Source organism: Streptomyces sp. JW3 (assembly GCF_052216785.1).
Classification (GTDB): Bacteria; Actinomycetota; Actinomycetes; order Streptomycetales; family Streptomycetaceae; genus Streptomyces.
Genome location: NZ_JBQOUX010000059.1, coordinates 21,245 through 40,359, shown reverse-complemented (window position 1 = coordinate 40,359; position 19,115 = coordinate 21,245). Strand labels below are relative to the sequence as shown.

Here is a 19,115-nt window from a genome sequence, read left to right as displayed (position 1 = left end):
GCTGAGTCATGTTGTCCCCCATGAAGTGAACGGCGGCGTCAGAGAATTATCAGTGGTGCCCGAGCGTCGTGTCAGTACGCCCGTGCTCTTCGGGGGCCGCGGCGTACCCGGCGTTCACGGCTGCCGGAGCGGCACGCTGCGGTGCGCTGCGGTGCGCTAGGCGGTGAACGAGTCCACGAGGTTGGCGACCAAGGCCAGGACGCTCACTGCGCCGCCGATGACGATGCCGCCGACCAGTCGGTCGGCGGCCTTTTCCCGCCGCGAGGGCTCTCGGTTGTGGCGCTGCTTGCCCTGCGCGGGCGGCTTGACCCCCAGGTGGGCGAGCCAGCAGAGGGCGGTCAGCGCGAGGGCGACCTGCCAGAACTCGCCGACGAGGCCTCGCCAGCCGGTGCGCTGGACCGTGTCCGGTTCGAGTCCCTGCCGTGCGCCGAACTCGGTGCCGTCTGGGTAGTCGTGCCCGGTGTCTTCGAGATGGACGTAGACGGAGTCGGAAGAAGTACCGTCGGCGGGCGTGAAGTCCCCGTAGCAGTCGTAGTTGGACTTCCTACGGCTGTCGTTGGTGTCGTAACAGGCGTTCACCCGGTACGTGCCGGGGGTGCCGTAGAGGCCGACGGACAGGGCGAGATCGGCGGTAGCGGTGACGGCCCAGAAGGCGGCGACGAGGGCGGCGATCGCGCTACAGAACCAGAGGATGCCTCGCGTGACGGGACTGCGGCGGTGGGTGCGGGTGTCGGTCATGTGGGCTAGATGACCCTCTGCGTGAGGCCGGACTGCTCGGCAAGGGCGAAGCGATCGGAGGTCGCCGCCTTACGGTCGCGATCGGCCGTCTCCCAGTCATCAGGTTGCATGAGGAAGAACGCACCTGAGCTGGGCGCGTAGCCGACCGCGCCGAAGGGCAGGTCGCCGGCGAGGTACACGCCGTCCTCAATGCCCTTGGGCCAAGGATTCCGCCAGGCGCCGGGCGGGGGCACCGGGTCGATGCGCATCAGCGGTGACGCATCAACTACTGAGCCCGACAGGGTGAGCGTCATCTTCTTCGGACGGATTCTGGTCGCGTCAGCGCCGTCCACCTTGGCGGTACTTGGACAGAACACGCCGAAGTCATACTGCATGAGGGTTTTACGGCAGACACGTGTGACCACGACCAAGGGCGGGATGCTGCGTAGCGTCAGCAGGAAGCCGATCATGCCGGTGAGGACGCACGGCCCCATGATGACGAAAATCCAGGACAGGCCGGAGCGCGTCAGGAGACTGCCCAGCCACACCCCGCCGACCGCCATGACCGCGAAGATCGCAAGGTTGCGGATACGGCTCCACCACACTCTGGCTGTCAGCGTCCGCCGCAACGCAGCGGTGTCCAAAGCGTGCGATGCGCCAGCGTCCCGAGTATTTTCCGACATCGACATTGAGCCCCTGTCATCCGCCCCAGCCCGGCTGGTGCTATCCGAAGTCGTTCCGCATCGCTGCGGCGGCGCCGGTGCGCGCCTGGGTTTCCGGGGTGATGCTCTCAACCCTCGACCGCGCGGGATCCGTGAAGGTCAGCGTGCGGGCGATGCCGAGCAGTATGTCGCGATAGGCATCGGCATGGGTGAGATCCGGTGTCACCATCTGAAGCACGATGAGCTCCGGGGTATTCGGCGCTGCCACCGCGATGGTGCCTTGCCAGATGTGCTCAGGAACCGTCACCTCCGGCCGCCGCACCGATTGCGGCGCGGCGGACAGTTGCTCAGAGAGGAACCCGATACCGCATGGCAGTTGCAGCGGACGCATGCCTTCGTCCTGGCTGCCCGTGGCTTGGCCCGCCAGGCCGGCCACCACGAGTCCGGCGCTGTTCCCGGAGGTCGGCACCAGCGACACGGTGAACACCGAAGTCGTGAATCCACCGGATTCGCCAGGATGGACACCCAGCGCGCACTCCTGCACCCGGTTGGCGTCGAGCAGGTTGAGGATGCCCACGTAGAGGCGCAGAGCCCGATCCGCTTCATCGCGTTCCTGGTCGGGTAAGCCGCGGAGTCGACGCACCACCTCCATGAGCTGCTCGGTCGGCGGATGGAGGTCCAGGGACGTGAACCCGACCGGCAGCCCGTACCAGAAGGACGGCTGCCGACCGAGATTTGCCGCGTCGGCCACTTGCTTCGTCATCATGAGCTGCCTCTCCCCTCGCCACATCCCGTCATACGAGGTTCAGCAGACCGGCGATGCCGTGTGCCGTCGCAGCAGCCTTCGTGCCCTCGGCTGCGTTGTGCTCGGTGCCGTCCTCGTCCAACGCGCCGAGACTTTCCGCGGAAGAGATGGCGTTGGCACCGACGTTGATGCCGTTGACGCTGATGTCCGCCATCAGCACGGCGGAGCCCTTGGCGGACTCGCCGGCCACCCGCCACGCGTCGGCGGCGTCGCCCGACGCGGAGCGGCCGACGCCCGTCGATCCGCCCTTCATCCCGGCCCAGGTCTTCGCAGCGATGCCGGCGTCGGCCGCGCCTTCGAACCCTTCCTTGGCCGCGAGCCCGAGCGCCTTACCACCCGGGATCATGCCGACCGTGTCACCGGCGAGAGACGCGTAGGCGGAGAAGATCTCCATGCCGCTTCCCTGGAACATCAAGTTCTTGCGGAATTCGTCGTCGGACAAGTTCTTGCCCATGGACACCGCGCTGGCGACGAGCGCGATCGGTGCCATCACTGGTGCCAGCACGGGGAAGAGCGCGAGCAGGCCGGCGATGGCGCCGATGGTGCCGGCGTGCTCCGTCAGGAATGCACCCACCGACTTGAGGACGTCCCCGACACCTTCCCAGAAACCCTTGTCCGGGGCCTTCGCCGCCGTGCTCTCCAGGGCCTTGGCGATGAGCTCGGCGTCGTGGGAGTGCTCGGACTCCAGTTCCTTGATCTTGCGGTTGAGTGACTCGTACGCGTCGTTGGCCGCGGTGAGTGCCGTGTTGGCCTCGTTCAGCTTCCGCTCAGCGGCACGGAGTCGCGCGGTCGCCGCGTCGGCCTCCTCCTGCGAGGGGAAGGTCTGGCCGGCGAGCTTGAGGTCCGGGTGCTGGGCGGCCTGGTCGTAGCCGCGCTTGGCCTGGTCGGCCGCGTCCTTCTTCTCGGCCGCCTCGGCGTCGTACTTCTTCGCGAGCCCTCGGTTGGCACCCAGCTGGCCGTCCCACTTGTGCAGTTGGGACGCGGCGGACCTGAGTGCCGAGGCGGCCTTCTTGATGTACTTCGTCAGGTCACCGTCGAGGGACTCGCGGAACTTGTCCGCCGCGTCGCCCTCCCAGTAACTGCTCTCACCGGTGAGCTTCGTCAGTTGCCGGTGGGTGTTCTCCAGGGCCGTCGCGGCCGCGGCCACCTTCTGCCGCAGCTTCAGGACCTCGGCCGGCACACCCGGTACGGGGTTCCAGCCGATGTGGGGGTACGGGTTCGCGGCCATTACCTGCTCCCCCCGGTGCCCCCGGAGGTGGTCTGCGCCGCGATCTGCTGGAAGGCCTTCTCCAGAGCGTCCTCGACCTCTTCGTAGCCCTTTTTGTTGGACTCCACGCCGTCCTTGACCGAGTCGATCAATTCCTTGATCTTGTCGGACCCGTACTTCCACTCTTCCTGGAACGTGTCACAGGCCTCGTCGAGCCGTGCGGTGCCGATCTGGTCGCCGCGCACGTGCGCGAGGGCGGTGCGTGCCTCGTTCAGCTCGTCGGGTAGCTCTCCAACCGGGTCAGGAACTGCTGGAGTTGCCCGATGTCTGTCTTGAAGTGGTCCCCCATGGGCCGGACTCTCCCATTCGACTCCGGATGTCCTGAGTCTGGGCAGTCAGACGATCACCCAGACGCCTCGGGCACCATACAGGCTGTCACTGAGCGTCTCGCCTGGAGCTCCGGCAGGCCGTCCTAGAGCCGCCAGTCCCGACCGCTGTGCCGGGCGGTGCCGGGGCGGTCGGAGCGCTGTTCATGTCCGCCCTGCCTTTCCTCCCGCTCCCGCTCGATCTCCTCGCGCTGGGCCTTCAGGTAGCGCACGGCCGCGGCCCGCTGCTGTTCCCGTTCCTCAGGGGACTGGCGCTCGTACTCCTCGCGGGCCTGGGCGACGCGCTCGCCGAGTGCCTCCGAGTACGCGCTGACGCGCAGGGCCTCGCGCAGGCCGACGCGGCCGGCGAGGACCTCGCGGGCCATCTCCTGCAGGGCGCCGTTGCCCGACTGGCTGTCCGCCAGCCGCTGGAGCGACTTCCGCAGGGCCCTGGCCCGGACCTCGTCATGGGTGATGTCCAGCAGGTCGGCGTCGCCGATCTGCGGTTCCTTGTCCTTGCCCTTGTCGGACATGCTTCGCGTCACCTTTCGCCCGGCCCGCTAAGCGACGGCCGGGTGGTCGTACGTACCGCCGACCTGGGGGAAGTTCTGAAGGTGGCCGTAGATGGCGGCACCGAGACCCTCCAGGGTGCCCACCCCGCCGTTGACGACGGCCTGCGCGGTACCGATCGTCTGGGTGGCGTCGCCCCAGAGCTTGAGGATGCGGGTGATCTCCAGGGCGGCCAGGCCGTACCCCACCAGGGCACCCGCGCCGGTCCACGACAGCAGTGTTCCGGCGGCCAGTTCAACACCCACGATGATCAGACCGTCGAGGATGCCGCCGAGATAACCCTTGATTCCCTCGGCCGCCGAATAGGCGGCCTGTGCGAGGTACTTGTAGGTGTCGGCGAGAGAATCGAAGGTCTCGCCGCTCTGATTGAGCTTCTTCGCCAGTTCGTCGAAGTAGACGTAGGCCGAGTCGGCGGCGTGTCCGTTCCACGTCGAATCCAGCACCGTGTTGCCGGACGTCAGATTCTTCGCGATGTCATCACAGGACTTGCCGATGTTCTCCCAGACCTCCGCACATTTGGCGAAGGATTCCCAGTCGCCCGCGAACCACTGGATCACCTCGTCGAGCGGATTGAATCCGAACACCGCGTTGTACGCCTCGGTGATCCAGTACGTGGGACTCACCAAGTCGCTCATGTCGTTGAAGAGATCGAGCAGCGCACCCTGGGAGAACTCCTCGGGCGTCTTGGGAGACGTCAGACGGCTCGCCGGTTCGGCGACGTCACTGAACCCGGACACTCAGCATCCTCCAAGTACGTGCACAGCGGACTAGCGCTTGCTGGTGGGGTAGGTGGCGTCGATACCGGCCGCGCTGTCGCGATCGGTATCGCGGTAGTACGTAGCGCTCTTGGACAGTTCCTGTCCGGCGCCGCGCAATACGGACTCCGCCTGAGTGAGAGCCGCCGTCACCCGTTCCAGTACACCGCCGTGCGCTCCCGCGATCAGCCCGAAAAGGCCCTCGTTGGACACTGCGACATTGCCGTTCTGCTGGGCGTACCGCCCGGCGTGCTGGACGTCTTCGGCAGCTCTTCCCACTTGCGCGGCGAAGCTGTCGAGGTCGTCCGGCTGAACGTCGAATCCCATGTGTTCGCCCCCGTGCTCGATTCTGGCTTTGCGGTACGTTACCCCACATGCCGAACCGCAATAATGATGACCTTCAAGGGCAACTGGACCGTTCTCCGTTGTCCGCAGCGTACGGTCAACAACCCCGTGCCGAGGTGTGGCAGCGGATCAGGATCAACCTCTTGGGACTCTCCCTGCTGCTCGCCGCGATGTGCGGTCTCGGCTCCCTGGCCCTGCTGTTCGTCGGCGGCGCCGTCTTCGTGGGGATCGCCGGGCCGCTGCTGATGGCGGGGGCCGCGGTGGCCGCGGTGAAGGGGTATCGGAACCGTGTGTGGTCGTGGTCGATCGTGGCCCTCGGCGCCGACGTGGTCTGGTTCGCGGTGATGGCTCTGCTGCTGAACTGATGCGCGGTGATGGTGATCCTGCTGTTGAACTGAGCCGCTCCGGTGGAGCCTCAGCGCGTGGGCAGGGCGTCGACCAGTTGCTTCCACCCGGTGCCCCGCGCCGTCACGTCGTACCAAGAGCCGTCCCGGAAGTGCCAGCGCAGGGTGGCCCGTTGCTCGGTGGACGGGTCCCAGGAGGCGAACTCCACACCGGTCACCTCCTCACGAGGGACCGACCAGGCGATCTCGGCCTCGTGTGCACCGACGTACAGCAGGAAGACCTGGCGTCGGCCGAGCGCGACCACGCGGTTCCCGTGCACGTACATGGCTGCCCCGAGGCCGCCTGCCGCGCTGTCCCATCCCCCCGCGAACCTTTTGTTCCGGCGGCGCTTCTCCTTGCCCCGGCACAGCCACCTGAGTCCTCGGAAGGGTGCCAGGAGCAGTTCGCCGAGGAAGTGCAGCGGGTCGGTGAGCCAGGCGACGAAGCCGGTGGCTCCCGCCAGCGCCCGTTGCCCGCCGGACAGCTGGGCGCCGGTGCCGGTCAGTACGCGGGGGTGCGGGCGTCGTCGTCTCGGTGGCTTGGGTACCTGGGAGTGGCGCGCCACGGGTTGGAGGTGGGTCACGGGCTCGCCGCGGAGCGCGGTCGTCACCAGGTTGCGAACTGCGGCGTCGGCCCCGGCCGAAGTCATGCGTGCCCTCCCATGTCTCGTGTTCCGTCACCGCCTGCGCCGGTCACCCGAAATCCTCCCGCACTTTGCGCTGGGTGCTCGTCTCCGCCGTGGCCATCCGCTGGTCGAAGCTCTGCGACTGCGGGCGGGTGTCGTAGGCCGTCGCCTCCTTCGGCGCCGCGCCGGGGGCGTCGCTGGGCGCGAACTCCGCGTACACCTGCCCGGCGGCGTCACCGACGTCCTGGCCGACGATCGGGGTGACGATGCCCTTCTTCACCCCGCGTTTGGCGGCCTGGTAGGCCACGTACTGGGCCAGGTCCGCCTGGTTGCCGGCCTCGATGCCGTCCACCTTGCCGCGGTAGCGGGCCAGGCCCATGCGGTAGGCGTCCTCGGCCTTCTTCTTGCCGGCGCCCAGCTTCTTCAACTCGGTCGCGAGCTTCTCGGCCCGCTTGATGGCCTTGAGGCTCTTGGCCAGATCGCTCAGTTTGTCAGCCAGATTCGCGGTGATCCTGACGGCCTTCAGTGCCTTCTGGGCGACGCCGGCCGCGGTGATCAGCGGTCCGATCGCGGCCGCCGCGCCGGCCGTCAGCAGGGAGAGGATGGCCGTCGTGGCCGCCGCGGCCACCACCGTCTCGATGATCTCGACGATGAGGTCGATCATCAGCTGCTCGGCGGTGGCGCAGGCCTCCGCGGCCGTTTCCAGCAGCGTGGCGACGGTGTCCATGTCGTCGGCCTCACCGTCCAGCGCCTTCTCGAACGCCAGCGACTTCTTGCTGAACGCGTCGGCCGCCTCACCGCTCCACTGCGTGAGGAGCGTGTTCCGCTCGGCTTGCAGGTCCTGGACGACACCGCGCAGGTCACGGGCGGCCTGGCGGTAGTCGGCGGCCGTCTCGGTGAGTTTCTCGTTGTCGCCGCTGACCTTCTCCAGGTCGTCCTCGAGACCGAACTGCCTGATGATCCCGCGGACGATCTCGTCCATGGTGCCGGAGAACGGCCCGCTGAAGCTGATGCCGAGGCGGCTGAAGACGTCCACGATCACGCACCCCCGAAGCCGGCGGCCGTGCTCTGCTCATTGCCGTCGTAACTGTCCGCGGTCGACCGGGCCGCGTCGACGATCTGCTGGAGCGCGTCCGCCGCGTCGCCCAGGTCCTTGATCCCGTCCTGCTGCTTGGTGTCGTAGTCGGCCTTCAGCTCGTCCGACTCGGGCAGCTTGCCGAAGGTGCCGGCGGAGAGCTCCAACTGCTGGATCCGGTTGCGTATGCGTTGGATGCGCTCGACGTCGGGTTCGGTGCGGCGGGCGTATGTCCGCAAGGCATCGCTTTGTACGTCAAAACCCTGGCCCATGAGGTCCCCCGTGAGTGGTGTACGTGCTGTGCGTGCTGTACGTGCCGTGCGCTCGGCGTTGCTGTTGTGAAGCAGGATAATCGGAGCGGCGTACGCGGGGACGGGGACCCACCTGTCTACAGGTGAGGGGAGTTGTCCTCGTTCAGCACGTGCCCCCAGTTCCTGCCGGCCGCGGCGGCGGGGTCGCGGACGCCGGTCACCTCCGAGGCGTTGCCCAGGGTGCCCGCGAGGCTGGGAGCCGCCCCGTTCAGCGGGCGAGTGGCGCCGGGTGGGTCATTTCTCCGACTCGATCGGTGAAGTTGTGATCTTCGAGGACGCGTTGCCAGCCCTGGGTGGCGTATGCGTCGGCGTCGATGCGAGCGAGCCAGGCGCGCAGATCGGTTTCCGTATCCTCGATGGGCCAGTCGGAGGCGAACCACCAGTAGTAGAGCCGGACCATGGTGACGAGGTGAGCGGTTCAGTGTTCCAAAGCAGTGACTTCAACGCGTCGGACGTCAGTCTCACCGTCAGTGTGCCGTGGTGATTCTCCTCCAGGTAAGTACCTGGGGCAGGCGCCGTGCCGTGGCCCGCAGCCTCTCGTCGGTGTGCTGTCCGCCCAGCGCGGCGTCCAAGAAGGTCCAGCAGTGCACAGGGATTCGTGGAGTTCGGCGGACGCCAGGGCGCGGAGGGGGGATGGTTTTCCAGGAGGTCGGCGGAGCCGGGCCCGCGAAGCGTCCTTCCAGCGATACCTCGTCCACTCCACCGGCCGGGAGGTGACCACTCGGTTCACGTCGGGACCGTCCCCTGCCGGTCGTCCGGTGGCCGCGTCCCAGACCGCGCTGCCGCCTGTCGCGAAGGTGCTGGTGACCGTGTCGGGGCCCGCAACGGGGGCGACGCGAACACGGTCGACCGCGGGAATGCGCGGGCTCTGACGGGTGAGGCACCCGGGGGCGCGCCAGTTGGTCCAGACGGTACGCCAGGGCAGTGGGTCCGCGGACTCCGCCAAGGACTGGGCCCGTTCTTGGTCGCCCTGGCTGAGTGCCACGAGATGAAGCAGGGAGATCCATTCCGCGTGCGAGGACGGGGCTGTGCCGAGGGCGTCGAGGTAGTGCAGATCCGCCGCGAAAGTACCGGCCGGGACTCCGTGCGGGAAAGCGACGGGCAACGCCTCGATCAAGGCGCTGTGGCGACAGGTGGCGACGAGGCGGGGGAGGGACAGCAGTTCTTCGAAACGGCCGGCGGCAGCGGCGTGGGCGGGCAGGGCTCGGGCGCGATAGTCGGCGAGGGCGCCGTTCTCCGCGCAGGTGAGAAGGCGGTCGACGACCGCGGTCTGGAAGGCATGAAAGTCCTCGTCGGACACCTCGGCACGGAGGTCACGCCAGTCGGAGTGGTGGGCCAGTGCGACCCGGAAGTCGCAGTCGCCTTCCGTGATCGTGACGAAAAACAACTCGCGCGCTACCGAGCGCAGTTCACCCATACCGATCTCTGACCCGAGCGCGGAGCAGAGCAGTTGCCATTCCGCGAACCGGACCTCGCGGGGCTCGGCGAGGGCCAGGGCCAGGGCAGCGGTGCGATATCCGGGCGGCAGGGCGCTGAGGTCCGGTCGACGGATCGTGCCGGTCGGTGGCGCGAGGAGCAGGGGTTGGCGGACGCGTGGGCCCAGGCTCTGCACGGTGCTGTCGATTTCGATGACGAGGCGGACGCCGGTCATCTTGAAGTCGATGCCCAGTGTGCCCGCGAGGTGTTCCGCGGTATGCAGGGGCTCGGTCGTCGACCGGGTCCGCCCGGCCCACTGGGTGTTGGTGACGAAGACCAGGGAGTGCCGAGGGTCCTGTTCCTTGATCTCCTCCGCGAGGAACTCGGCGCTGCGGTAGTCGCCGTACGAGACGCCGAGGGACCGCATCACCTCGTCCAGCACCGCCTCGGTGGAGGCGCCTGCGGCATCGACGACACATGCTCCGGGCGTGGCTGTCGCCACTTCCCGCAAGAGTCCGGTCTTGCCCGAACCGGCCGGCCCGTCGACGAAGAGGAAACCGCGGTCGGGAGAGGAATCGGCCGCCCATGTGTGCAGGCGGTCAGCGGCTTCGTCCGAGTTGTCGAGGGCTGTGGTCGTCATGGTCGACTTGTCCACAGAAGGTGCCCCCGCATAGCGTCGGTTCCAGTTCCAGTTCCAGTTCCAGTTCCAGTTCCAGTGCCAGTTCCAGTGCCGAGCCGCGTGGTCCTCACAGGGTGTCGTCGCCGTACCTGGCGAGATCCCAGGTGCCGTCCTCGAACTCGAAGCCTTCGAGGACGCTGGTCCATACCTCACCGTGCGCGGCGTCCGGGTCGATCTCCTCGCACCAGGCGCGCAGACCGGCTCGGGCGTCCTTGTGGTCGGGCGCGTCAGGGCCGTGTGACCTGCGGAACTCGTCGAACAGCCGGACCATGGCGAAGAACTGCGGGAGGCTGCTGCCGGCGAGTGGTTCGGCCATGCCGCCGGTGGTGTCCCGCAGTACCCGTCCGGTACGGCCGTCCAGCAGCAGGTTCGAGTACATCCAGGTGCCCAGCTCGTAGAACGGGCCGTCGCTCGGTGCCGCGCTGCGGGCGCGGAGATGGCGGGGTACGTCTCGCCCCCGGCCGGGCCAGGGCACTTCGTGCAAGGGCCGATCGCCGCGCGGGGTGATGGCGAGGTGCAGAAAGCCGTGGATCTCGGGCAGGCCGGTGGTGGTGAGGAAGTGGCGGGCCGCCATCTCACGCAGTCCCGGCGGGAGTTGGCCGCCGTCGAGGCGATGGCAGGATCCCCCGCCGAACGTCTCCTCCAGCCAGTCCTCCCGTACTCCCTCCCCGCGTAGTGCTGCCGCGGCGCGCTCGGGCAGGGGCCACAGCGCGGACCGGCAGTGAGGTGCCACCAGGGCCCTGGCGGGAAAGGGCGGGCGGTGTGGAGCGGGCTGCACTGGCGTGACGGCGACGGCGAAAAGACCTGACGTGCCGGATAACACCCAGATGCCGTCCATGTGGACACCGTGGGTGACCGAAACCGGGCAGCGCGGCGGCGGGGAAGGCAGCCGGGATGTGCTCTCCCATCCGTCGGCGGTGTGCCGTGCGAAGACGACGGCGTCGCCGGCGAGGGGTGATCCGGGACCGGCCCAGTCCCCGTCGCCTTCGATGATGGCACCGCGCACCGTGACGGGTGCGGCGACCGGAGCGCCGGTAGCGGCGTCCCACTCCTGTCGGAGATACGTGTACCTCGGCCCGGTGTGCTTCCCCGTGGTGGTGTCGCGCGCGGTGACCAGACGCAGGGTGGGTCCGGTCGCCGACACCCCAACCTCGTCGACCCGGCCCGCCTCGCCCGGCCACGCACCGAACACGCCGGCCGGGCGCCACCGCCACCACACCGTGTGCCAGGGAAGGTCCACTCCCGCGTGCAGGAGTTCGCCGGCCAGGCGGGTACGGCCCGCCGACAGGGCGGCATGATGCAGCCACGCCACCCACTCGCCGTGCGAGGAAGGGGTGATGCCCTGCACCTCCAGGTAGTGCACCAGCGCGGCGGTACTCGCGTACGGGACACCATCGGGATGGGCTGCCCGAAGTGCCTCGTACAGTCCGGCTCGTTCGCAGCGCGCGAGGACCGAGCCGTTCTCCGTCACACGGGAGAGCGTCCCCGCCAGAGCCGCGTGCACCGGCAACGCCCGGGCGCCATAGCGAGCCACAGGTCCGTCCGGCGGCCAGCCGCCGGCGGGCATGCGCTGACGCGTCGGAGATGAAGCTCACGACGGGGGTGCCGGTGCCGTCCTCGGTGGCCGTCACCAGGGTGTCCGGTCGCCGCCCGGGCAGAGCCGACAGCTCCTCGGTGGTGGCGGGTGCTCCCGCGGCCGTACAGAGCAGGTGCCAGACCGGCAGGGGTACCTCGCGGGTCTCGGCGACCGCCAGAGCGTCCAGCAGCAGTTCGTCCCTCTCGTCCCTCCCGTCGCTCCCGTTGACCGGGGGACCAGCGGATGACGGCGTCGGCAGGACGACCTCGTACCCGGAGCTCGGGGACGTTCTGATCAGTTCGGGATCGTGCTCCGCCGTCACCCACACCTGGCGGGTGCCGAACCGTCTGAATCCGGGAGCCAGGGTGCCGGCGATGCGTTGTGGCTCGGAGGAAGTCAGCAGTTCCCCGGCGTACTGCACGTTGACGAGGATGATCACCAGCCCGCTTCCGGTGACGTCCTCGGACCGGCATGCCGTACGCATCTCCGCGGCCACGGCGTCCGCGGTCAGGCCCCGGCAGTCGATCCAGGCGGAACGGGTGATCCGGCGGCGTGCGTCGGCGAGGAAGCGCGTCTTGCCGGAACCGGCGGTGCCGGTGACGAGGAACACTAGCCTGCTGCGCGCGGGCAGGGTCAGCCAGGCTTCGATGCGTTGCCATGGCCGGGGGACTGAATCGGGCAAGGAAGGGTTCGCTTTCCATCGCTGGCAGAAGCGGTCATGGCAGTTTCGGGAGGTAGTGGAGCCGGACCATCAAGCTGCTCGGAGATCCGTCGGCCGGTCGGCGATCCTCCTCCGCTTCCTCGGTGAACTGGGAGGATCTCCGTACGCCCACGATCGATTACACGGCCAGGGCCCCCGGAAAACGGAAGTTGGGTGCCTCCGGATGGGTGGTGGCCAGCCAGCCGTGCCCCTGTGTCGCGGACGCGGGCATCCGGCCGGGTTCGACGGAGAGCAGGTCGGCGGCCGTGCGGGCGTACGGGACACCCTCGGCGTACTCCGCGCTCTCGTCCTCGTCGGCGTCCTCCAGGTACTCCACCTCGAAGGGCAGCGGTTCACCCTGGAACCGGGGCTCGTCGTAACTGCCGAAGCTGCGCACCCGGTGGCCGGCGCGGGAGACGTACCAGTTCTCGGCGGAGTTGTACGGATCGACGATGTAGAGGTGGGCCTCACCGCACCGTTCGCTGAGTCTGTCGGCCAGTGCGAAGCCGTCGAGCTGGTCGATGAACGCGTTTCCCCACAGCAGACACCAGTGCTGGATGGGCACCTCGGAGAGCCACGTCTCGAACGACGGCGTGATGAACACCCGGTAGGCGGTCTGTGTCTTTCCCTGTGCGTCCTGGAACTCCAGGGAGTCGGTCGCTCGGGTGGTGGCGTCCATACCCATGACCGTGGTGGCCGGCCGGAGGTCGCACAGGCCGAGAGCGGCTACGGCGTCGTCGATCCGGTTGGCCGGGAAGGCCAGCCAGCGGCCCGCGTCCGACGGGAGGCGCACCGGAAGTTCGTCCCTCAGCTTGATCCGCACGAGTCGCTCCACAGCGCGACGGTCGTACTCCGCCAGGTTCTCGGCGCCACCCAGATCGACCAGGACCCTGAGGGCGGCGGCGCGCAGAGGTCCCGGCCCTTGCCGCCGGATCTCCCGCAGCCGGGGCAACGCCTCGTCGCCCAGCTTCCGCAGGACGGACTCGGCGCCCCACTTGAGCGGAGACCCGTCCTCCCCGGCATGGGGCAGCAGGCTGTCGACCGCCTGCGCGCCGTGGGCGACCAGCCGCTCCTCCGCGGTCTGCCGCACGCTCCGATCACCGTCGGAGAGGTCCCGTACAAGAGCGTTGATGATATCTGGCATGGTGCACAGCCTAGTTGTGAGGTGAGAGGGAGAGGGTCAAAGCGCGGGAACGGTGAATCCCCGCCACCGTTCAGCTCAGAATGTCGGTACGAAGTTTCTGCCAGGTCTCCTGCAAGGCGGTGATGTGGCGTTCGAATTCGGCGCTGATGGCATTCTCTGTGTGGGTCGTATTTCCCTTGCGTTGGGCGTCGAACTCATTGCGAATGGCCTTGCGGAGGGCGTCCCCGCTTTTTCCCTCCAGTTTTTTCAGTGCTTTGTCAAGGCCGTCCTGGTCGTGCCCGTAGTGTTTGCGCCATACCTCTTCGGCGACTTTCCTGGTGTCCTCGTCGGACAGCCCCTTCATCTGCTTCAGGGCTTCCCTCTTGTTGTCCGCCATCGTTCCGCGTTCGCTCACGCCCACCGGATCGTCACGGTACGTCGTGCTGTAGTGGATCGGTATGCCCCTCAGTCGCTCGTCCCGGAGGGTGTCGGAGCACTTTGCGTGCCCCTGCCCCTCTCCGCACGGTTCACGCTCCGTATACAGACCGAGGGGTGTGTACTTCGTTCCGTCCGGGTCCATGCGCTTGAGCCAGTCGAGCAAGTGGCGCTCCGAGTGACGTGGTTGTACTCCCTTCAAGTTCTGGTTGGCCGGGACGGACGAGTCCACGATGTACTCGATGTCGTGGTCCGGCGGCGGGCCCTGTACCTCCAGGACCGCATAGTTCTTCCCACTGAAGTCAGGCCCGTGGCGCCTGATCTCCTTGAGTTCCTCGGGGGGCAGGTTCTTGAACTCCGCTCTCTTGAACAGTGCGTTCATTGCCATGCGATGCAGCCGTACACCCAGCGACTCCTTGGAGAGCTTGGCGCCGCGGTCCGGGGTGTCCTTGTCGGGATCGCTCTCGCCCTCGTTCCGGTAAGGGAACGGAATGTGTTCAGGGCTGCGGCCCACCGCGTGTTCCTGGTGGAAGGAGAGACTGAGCCGGGCGAGGGACGCCACGACTGCCTGCTGTTCCCCGGGGGACAGATCGCGGAAACCGGGGAGACTGGTGCTGAGCCGCTCCCTGGTGAAACGCCGTGGCGTGTCGGACGCCGAGTCAGGGCCGTTGCCCGCAGTCGTCCGCATGACGTCCGCGAGAGCACCCGACTGTGCCCAGTCGTCGAGCCGGTCGTGGACCCGGTCGAGTTCCACCCGGTGGACGTCCTGCTCCAGACGCAGCCTCTGTTGCAGCGCGTCGGGCTCGATGCCGTACTCCCTGGACTTCTCACCCTCCGGTGTCTCGTGAGTACGCGAGACATCACTGCCCGGCCCGTCATCGGTGATGCGGCGGCTCTCGTCCGAGGTGTCACTGGTGCCCCGGTCGTGAGGCTCCGCGTAGGGGTGATCGTCGGCGTCCTTCGAGTCGTCCTTGTCACCGGCGGGGTCCGAGGTGCCGCCGTGGTGGCCGACGTCCTGCCCGGCGGGGCGCTGAGGTCCTTGGGCGATGTCGTCGCGTCTGCTCGTCGCGTTCGAGTCGGGGCGGGCCGCGGCGTCGTCTTCGGTGTCCGTCCGGCCGTCCGTGCGCGGCCCCTGGTCGGACGGCGACCGGCCGGTGCCGTCGATGGGAGGCGATGCGTCACCGAGTACCGGGGCGGTGTCCGGCTTCCGCGCGGGACCGGTCGCGTGTGCGGTGCTCTCGTCCGAGGGATCCGTCTGGTTGGCTTGCTGGGTCGCGGGTCCGCTGACCGAGGCGTTGCCCGACACCTGCTGCGTGCTCTGAGTGGTGTCGATCGGATTGCGGTTGGCGTTGAGGGGGATGTGCCAGACGTGGGTGGCTTGGTCGATGTGCAGGGGCTGGTGGCTGACCTGGCCGCTCTGGGTGTCGATCCAGATGATGGTGCCGTTGTGGTTGACGGCGTTGTAGGCGTGGCCGCCTCCGCCGGGCCAGTCGACCTGGACGATGGCGGCTGATCCGGGGCCGGCCTGTCGGAGGGTGTTGGCGATGGTGTCGGCGGTGTTGGGGTCGCCGCCTGGTCCGGTGTAGGTGTGGGTGGCGCCGGTCCAGCGGATCTGGTTGTCGTTGGCGTTGTCTTCGGGGGACCAGGTGTCGGGGTTGCCGCCGGCGTCGGTGTCGGGGGTGCGGGCGGCACTGACCTGGGGGTTGCCGTACCAGGTTTCGAGGAAGGAGCGGGAGCAGTCGGCGCAGTTGTTGCTGCGGCCGGTGACGGTGGGGCCGCCGTCGTTCTGGAGCTGGGTCCAGGGGCCGAAGGGGTCGGGGAAGCGTTGCGGGGTGCCGTTCTCGTCGTGCGGGACGGCGTTGGTGAGGGCCTGTTGGTCGGCGGGGTCGGGTGGGGTGAGGCCGCCGGGGGAGTGGTCCAGGTCGGTGCGGATGTCCTGGAGGCTGTCCTGTGCGGGGTGGTGCGGGGTGGCGGGGTTGCCGGTGTTCGGGGAGCCGGGTGCCTGGGGTGAGGTGGGGGCTGCCTGGGTGGGGGAGGCGCTGGGGGCGGGGGCCGGGGCGGGGGTGCGCAGGGGGGTCGGGATCGGTGCGGCCGTGACCTGGTTGTTGTCCCTTGGCTGCTGTTGGGGGTGCGGTGTGCTCTGCGGGGGTGCGGACTGGGCGGCGGGCTGTTGGGGGGTGTTGGGCGTGCGGGGGGTGGTGGGGGTGGTGGGGGTCCCGGGGGTTCCGGGGGCGGAGGTGTTGTTGCCGGTGGGCTGGTGGGGCGGGCGTGCGGGGGTGGGGGATGCGGGGGGTGTGGTGGTGCTGGGCTGGGAGGTGGGGGTTGCTGTCCGGCCGGACGGTGTTGGGGTTCGGTCGGGGTTGGTGGGGGGTGTCGTCGCGGGAGTGCCGGTGGACGGTGGTGTGGTCCTGGCGGGAGCGGACTGCGCCGGGGTGGCCTGACCCGGGGTCTGGGTGGTGGCCGAGGGGGTGCTCGGGTTCTGACGTGGGGTGGGGGAGGGGGAGGGGGTGCCGGTTCTCTCCGGGGTGTTGGGTGCCGGGGTGCGGCCGGTCGGGGTGGTGTGGGGGGTGGTCTGGTGCGGGGTGCGGTTGTCCGCCGTACCTGGGGTGCGGGGGTTTGTGCTTCCTGGGGTACGGCTGTCCGACGTTCGATTGTCCGTCGTCCCCGGTCGGCTGTCCGGCGTCCCCGGTATGCGGCCGTCAGCTCCTGTCGTCCGGGCGTTCGTCGACGACGTGGAGGTGGACGGCGTGTTCGGCGTACTCGGTGAGGTGCGCGGCGTGCTTGCCGGGGTGGACTGCGGGGTGGAGGCGGGTCCTGTGGTGGTGCCGGTGTGGGCGGCAGGGGTGCGGGCCGGGCCCGAGGTGGCCGGGTTGGGGCCGGTGGCGGTGGCCGTCCCGGAGGCGGAACCGGTCGCGGGGGCGGCGGCGGTGGGGGTGCGTGCGGGGCCGGTCTGCGTCGTCGGGCTGGTGGGGCCGGCCGTCGAGGACGCGGCGCCGGGGGTGTGCGTGGCGGGGCGGGTGCCTGCTGTCGTGCCGCCCGTGGTGGTCGGCGCGGTGGGCGAGGTCGGCATGGCCGAGCCGCTGTCCGTACGGCTTCCGGTGCCGGCGGGGGACGGGTCCGCTGTCGGCGTCGGCGTCGGCGTCGGGGTCGTGGCGTGCTGGGTGGGGACGCTGGCGGCGAGGCTGTCGATGTTGGTGCTGATGCCGCCGCCGTTGCCCGACGAGGAGGAGACACTGCCGCCGGACGTGGTGGGGGCGGGCGCGGAGTGCGGGGTGGGCGAGGAGAGGCCGGAGACCGAGGACCCACCCCCGGTGTGCGAGGTGCCGGAGGACCCCGCCGTACTGCTGCTGCCAGGGGTGCTGGTAGCGGTGGTGCCGGGGCTGGGGTCGTCGAAGTCGGACAGCGTAGGCCCGGTCGACGAGGGAGTGGGTCTCGGATAGGACGTGTCCGAGGAGCCCGTGCTCTGTCCGGAATCCGTGCCGGAGCCGGAATCGGGCCCGGAACCGATGTCCGGCGCTCCCACGGTGGCGGCGCCGGTGTCGGCGGAGATGCCGCTGCCGATGCCCGAACGAGTCGATGACGACGAGGAGTTTGAGCCGGACGACCCCGAAGAATCGGCTGACCCCGAGGAGCCGGACGACGACCCGGAAGAGTCCGACGAGCCGGTACCGCCACTGCCCGGAGTCTGCGACGAGGAGTTCCCGTACCCGTTGATGCGGCTGTCGATGGCGTGGTGGGCGCTGTTGCCGGCCTTCGAGCCCAGGCTGTCGCGGACGCCTTCGACAAGGGTCTGCGGGGTCTGCTTGATGGCTTCCCAGCCGCCCTGGGCGCCGGCTTTGGCGGTCTGGGAGAGGTCGTAGCCCTGCTGGGCGCCGAAGCCGACGTTGACGGACTGGCGGACCAGGTCGGTGATGATGGCCTCGATCGCGGAGACCGCGGGCTCTTTCATCGCCTCGACGATGGCTTCCATCAGGGCTTCTTTGAGCTCGTCCAGGAGTCGGCGGACGATCAGGCGGGTGGCCTGGGTGGCGCCCAGCGCACCGACCTCGGAGAGACCGAAGGTGAAGGGCGCGGCCAGCTGGGCGGCGGCGATCTCGATGGCGAGCGCGATGAGCTGGGCGATGACGGCCCATTTGGCGAACTCGACGAGGTAGGCGCAGGCGTCCATCACGCCCGCGATGATGTGGGCGGCCTGGGCGGCGTCGGCGAGGTAGCCGTCACCGCCGCTGCCGCCGTCGAACTTGGCGTAGACCTTGGTGAAGGCGTCGATGGACTCGCCGGCGTTGTGGGCGGTGACAGTGCGGGCGCTGGTGTTGGCGGCGGTGTGCAGCTGGGTGACGTCGTCGCCGAACTGCCGCCACAGCTGCGCGGATTCGCGGAGCTTGTCCTCGTCGGCGGTCGGCCAGCGGTAGCCGAGCATTTCGAGGACCCACTCGAGCTCGTCCGGCAGCATCATCGACACAGCAGCAACCCCCGTCGCACCACACGGCTGTCCAACTCCCCCGACCGGCCAAGGAAGTCACACAGGAGTACAGCCGTCCGCAAGAGTGTACGGAGTACCAGCCGTCGGCTTCAGAGCCCCCGCGTCACAGATTCGCTGCAACGGCCCGCGCGCCGTCCCGACCGCCCAGGGGCGATCCGCCGCAACCGCACGGTCAGACGAAGTAGCTGACCAGGACGCAGACTCCGGCCCCTACGACGCCCACCCCGAGCATCCCGAGCACGACCGGCCGGGTCACACCCCGCCCGGACGCCTCCCACGCCGCGTCGTACGAGACCCGGCTCCGGCCGAACGGGGCGTACCCCGTGGCGAGACAGAAGACGCCGAGCCCGGTCAGCACCCAGCCCCCGAAGAAGGCGCCGAACCAGCGCCAGGCGCGGCCCGTGCTGCTCTGCGCGTAGTCGGCGTCCGACGCCCCGGACGTCGACGGCGGATCCGTCTGCTGCACCGACAACTCGGTGCCGGCGGCGAACCGTTGCCGGACCCGCACCGCGGCCTCGGGGTCCCGGCTCTTGCCGTCGTCGGACACGAAGGTGCCCTCGCACCGCACCGGCCGACGGTTCTTGCGGCTGCTGCGCGAGGCGTTGTTCGGGTAGCTCACCTCGCACCGCTCGACCGTCAGCGTGCCGTGGGTGCCCGCCCAGCCCGCCAGGTACGCCCCCTGGTACCCGCCCCAGCCGCTCAGCAGCAGCCCCGCCAGCAGAAAGACCAGACCGCCCGCGCGCCCGAGGCGGCCGAAGGCCCGGGCCACCAGACCGGAGGGGCCGTAGGAAGAACGGCCCTTTTCCGTGCCGCGCGTTCGAGCCATGACGCCGCCCACCCTTCTCCTCGACCGCCGAAGAGGTCAGCATGGCACTCGTGAGT

Annotated in this window: 18 protein-coding genes; 1 reads left to right on the top strand and 17 read right to left on the bottom strand. The window is 69.0% G+C overall.

Annotation, left to right across the window (positions count from 1 at the left end; genetic code table 11):
- Window positions 1-156: 156 nt before the first annotated feature.
- The 8 genes from ACTT8P_RS23135 to ACTT8P_RS23100 all read right to left on the bottom strand — a co-directional run bounded on the left by ACTT8P_RS23135 (window position 157) and on the right by ACTT8P_RS23100 (window position 5,408).
- A complete protein-coding gene (locus ACTT8P_RS23135) occupies window positions 157-738 on the bottom strand; it encodes a hypothetical protein (RefSeq protein ID WP_442833617.1) in 582 nt (193 codons plus the stop codon).
- Window positions 739-743: 5 nt separating this feature from the next.
- Entirely contained in the window at window positions 744-1,406 is a 663-nt protein-coding gene (locus ACTT8P_RS23130; protein ID WP_442833616.1) for a hypothetical protein, read from the bottom strand.
- Between the two features lie 34 nt (window positions 1,407-1,440).
- Window positions 1,441-2,145 (bottom strand): hypothetical protein, encoded by a 705-nt coding sequence (locus tag ACTT8P_RS23125; RefSeq protein WP_442833615.1) that lies wholly within the window; start codon window positions 2,143-2,145, stop codon window positions 1,441-1,443.
- Between the two features lie 28 nt (window positions 2,146-2,173).
- Window positions 2,174-3,412: a putative T7SS-secreted protein gene (locus ACTT8P_RS23120; RefSeq protein WP_442833614.1), complete on the bottom strand. Its 1,239-nt coding sequence runs from the start codon at window positions 3,410-3,412 to the stop codon at window positions 2,174-2,176.
- Window positions 3,412-3,636 (bottom strand): hypothetical protein, encoded by a 225-nt coding sequence (locus ACTT8P_RS23115; protein WP_442833613.1) that lies wholly within the window; start codon window positions 3,634-3,636, stop codon window positions 3,412-3,414. Before ACTT8P_RS23115 ends, ACTT8P_RS23120 begins: the two co-directional genes overlap by 1 nt.
- 227 nt (window positions 3,637-3,863) lie before the next feature.
- Window positions 3,864-4,289, bottom strand: a complete 426-nt coding sequence (locus ACTT8P_RS23110; protein WP_442833612.1) for a hypothetical protein — start codon at window positions 4,287-4,289, stop codon at window positions 3,864-3,866.
- A gap of 27 nt (window positions 4,290-4,316) precedes the next feature.
- Window positions 4,317-5,063 carry a WXG100-like domain-containing protein gene (locus tag ACTT8P_RS23105; RefSeq protein WP_442833611.1) on the bottom strand — a complete coding sequence of 249 codons (747 nt, stop codon included), beginning with the start codon at window positions 5,061-5,063 and terminating at the stop codon, window positions 4,317-4,319.
- A gap of 30 nt (window positions 5,064-5,093) precedes the next feature.
- Window positions 5,094-5,408 carry a type VII secretion target gene (locus tag ACTT8P_RS23100; protein WP_442833610.1) on the bottom strand — a complete coding sequence of 105 codons (315 nt, stop codon included), beginning with the start codon at window positions 5,406-5,408 and terminating at the stop codon, window positions 5,094-5,096.
- A 98-nt stretch (window positions 5,409-5,506) separates the two neighbouring features.
- Here ACTT8P_RS23100 and ACTT8P_RS23095 point away from each other — a divergent pair, with 98 nt between their 5' ends.
- A complete protein-coding gene (locus tag ACTT8P_RS23095) occupies window positions 5,507-5,791 on the top strand; it encodes a hypothetical protein (RefSeq protein WP_442833609.1) in 285 nt (94 codons plus the stop codon).
- 50 nt (window positions 5,792-5,841) lie between these two features.
- On the opposite strand, the gene ACTT8P_RS23090 is transcribed toward ACTT8P_RS23095, so the two are convergent.
- From ACTT8P_RS23090 to ACTT8P_RS23050, 9 genes are all read right to left on the bottom strand, one after another.
- Entirely contained in the window at window positions 5,842-6,459 is a 618-nt protein-coding gene (locus ACTT8P_RS23090) for a hypothetical protein (RefSeq protein ID WP_442833608.1), read from the bottom strand.
- Window positions 6,460-6,502: 43 nt separating this feature from the next.
- Window positions 6,503-7,471: a WXG100 family type VII secretion target gene (locus ACTT8P_RS23085; RefSeq protein ID WP_442833607.1), complete on the bottom strand. Its 969-nt coding sequence runs from the start codon at window positions 7,469-7,471 to the stop codon at window positions 6,503-6,505.
- Between the two features lie 2 nt (window positions 7,472-7,473).
- Window positions 7,474-7,749, bottom strand: a complete 276-nt coding sequence (locus tag ACTT8P_RS23080) for a hypothetical protein (RefSeq protein ID WP_442833606.1) — start codon at window positions 7,747-7,749, stop codon at window positions 7,474-7,476.
- A 280-nt stretch (window positions 7,750-8,029) separates the two neighbouring features.
- The gene (locus tag ACTT8P_RS23075) at window positions 8,030-8,221 is read right to left on the bottom strand and encodes a hypothetical protein (RefSeq protein WP_442833605.1); all 192 of its coding nucleotides are present in this window, start codon (window positions 8,219-8,221) and stop codon (window positions 8,030-8,032) included.
- Between the two features lie 18 nt (window positions 8,222-8,239).
- A complete protein-coding gene (locus tag ACTT8P_RS23070; protein WP_442833604.1) occupies window positions 8,240-9,877 on the bottom strand; it encodes a hypothetical protein in 1,638 nt (545 codons plus the stop codon).
- A gap of 106 nt (window positions 9,878-9,983) precedes the next feature.
- Window positions 9,984-11,387: an SUKH-4 family immunity protein gene (locus ACTT8P_RS23065; protein WP_442833603.1), complete on the bottom strand. Its 1,404-nt coding sequence runs from the start codon at window positions 11,385-11,387 to the stop codon at window positions 9,984-9,986.
- Between the two features lie 944 nt (window positions 11,388-12,331).
- Window positions 12,332-13,336 (bottom strand): HEAT repeat domain-containing protein, encoded by a 1,005-nt coding sequence (locus ACTT8P_RS23060; RefSeq protein ID WP_442833602.1) that lies wholly within the window; start codon window positions 13,334-13,336, stop codon window positions 12,332-12,334.
- 70 nt (window positions 13,337-13,406) lie between these two features.
- A complete protein-coding gene (locus ACTT8P_RS23055) occupies window positions 13,407-18,206 on the bottom strand; it encodes a toxin glutamine deamidase domain-containing protein (RefSeq protein WP_442833629.1) in 4,800 nt (1,599 codons plus the stop codon).
- Between the two features lie 199 nt (window positions 18,207-18,405).
- The gene (locus tag ACTT8P_RS23050; protein ID WP_442833601.1) at window positions 18,406-19,059 is read right to left on the bottom strand and encodes a hypothetical protein; all 654 of its coding nucleotides are present in this window, start codon (window positions 19,057-19,059) and stop codon (window positions 18,406-18,408) included.
- Between the last annotated feature and the right edge of the window lie 56 nt (window positions 19,060-19,115).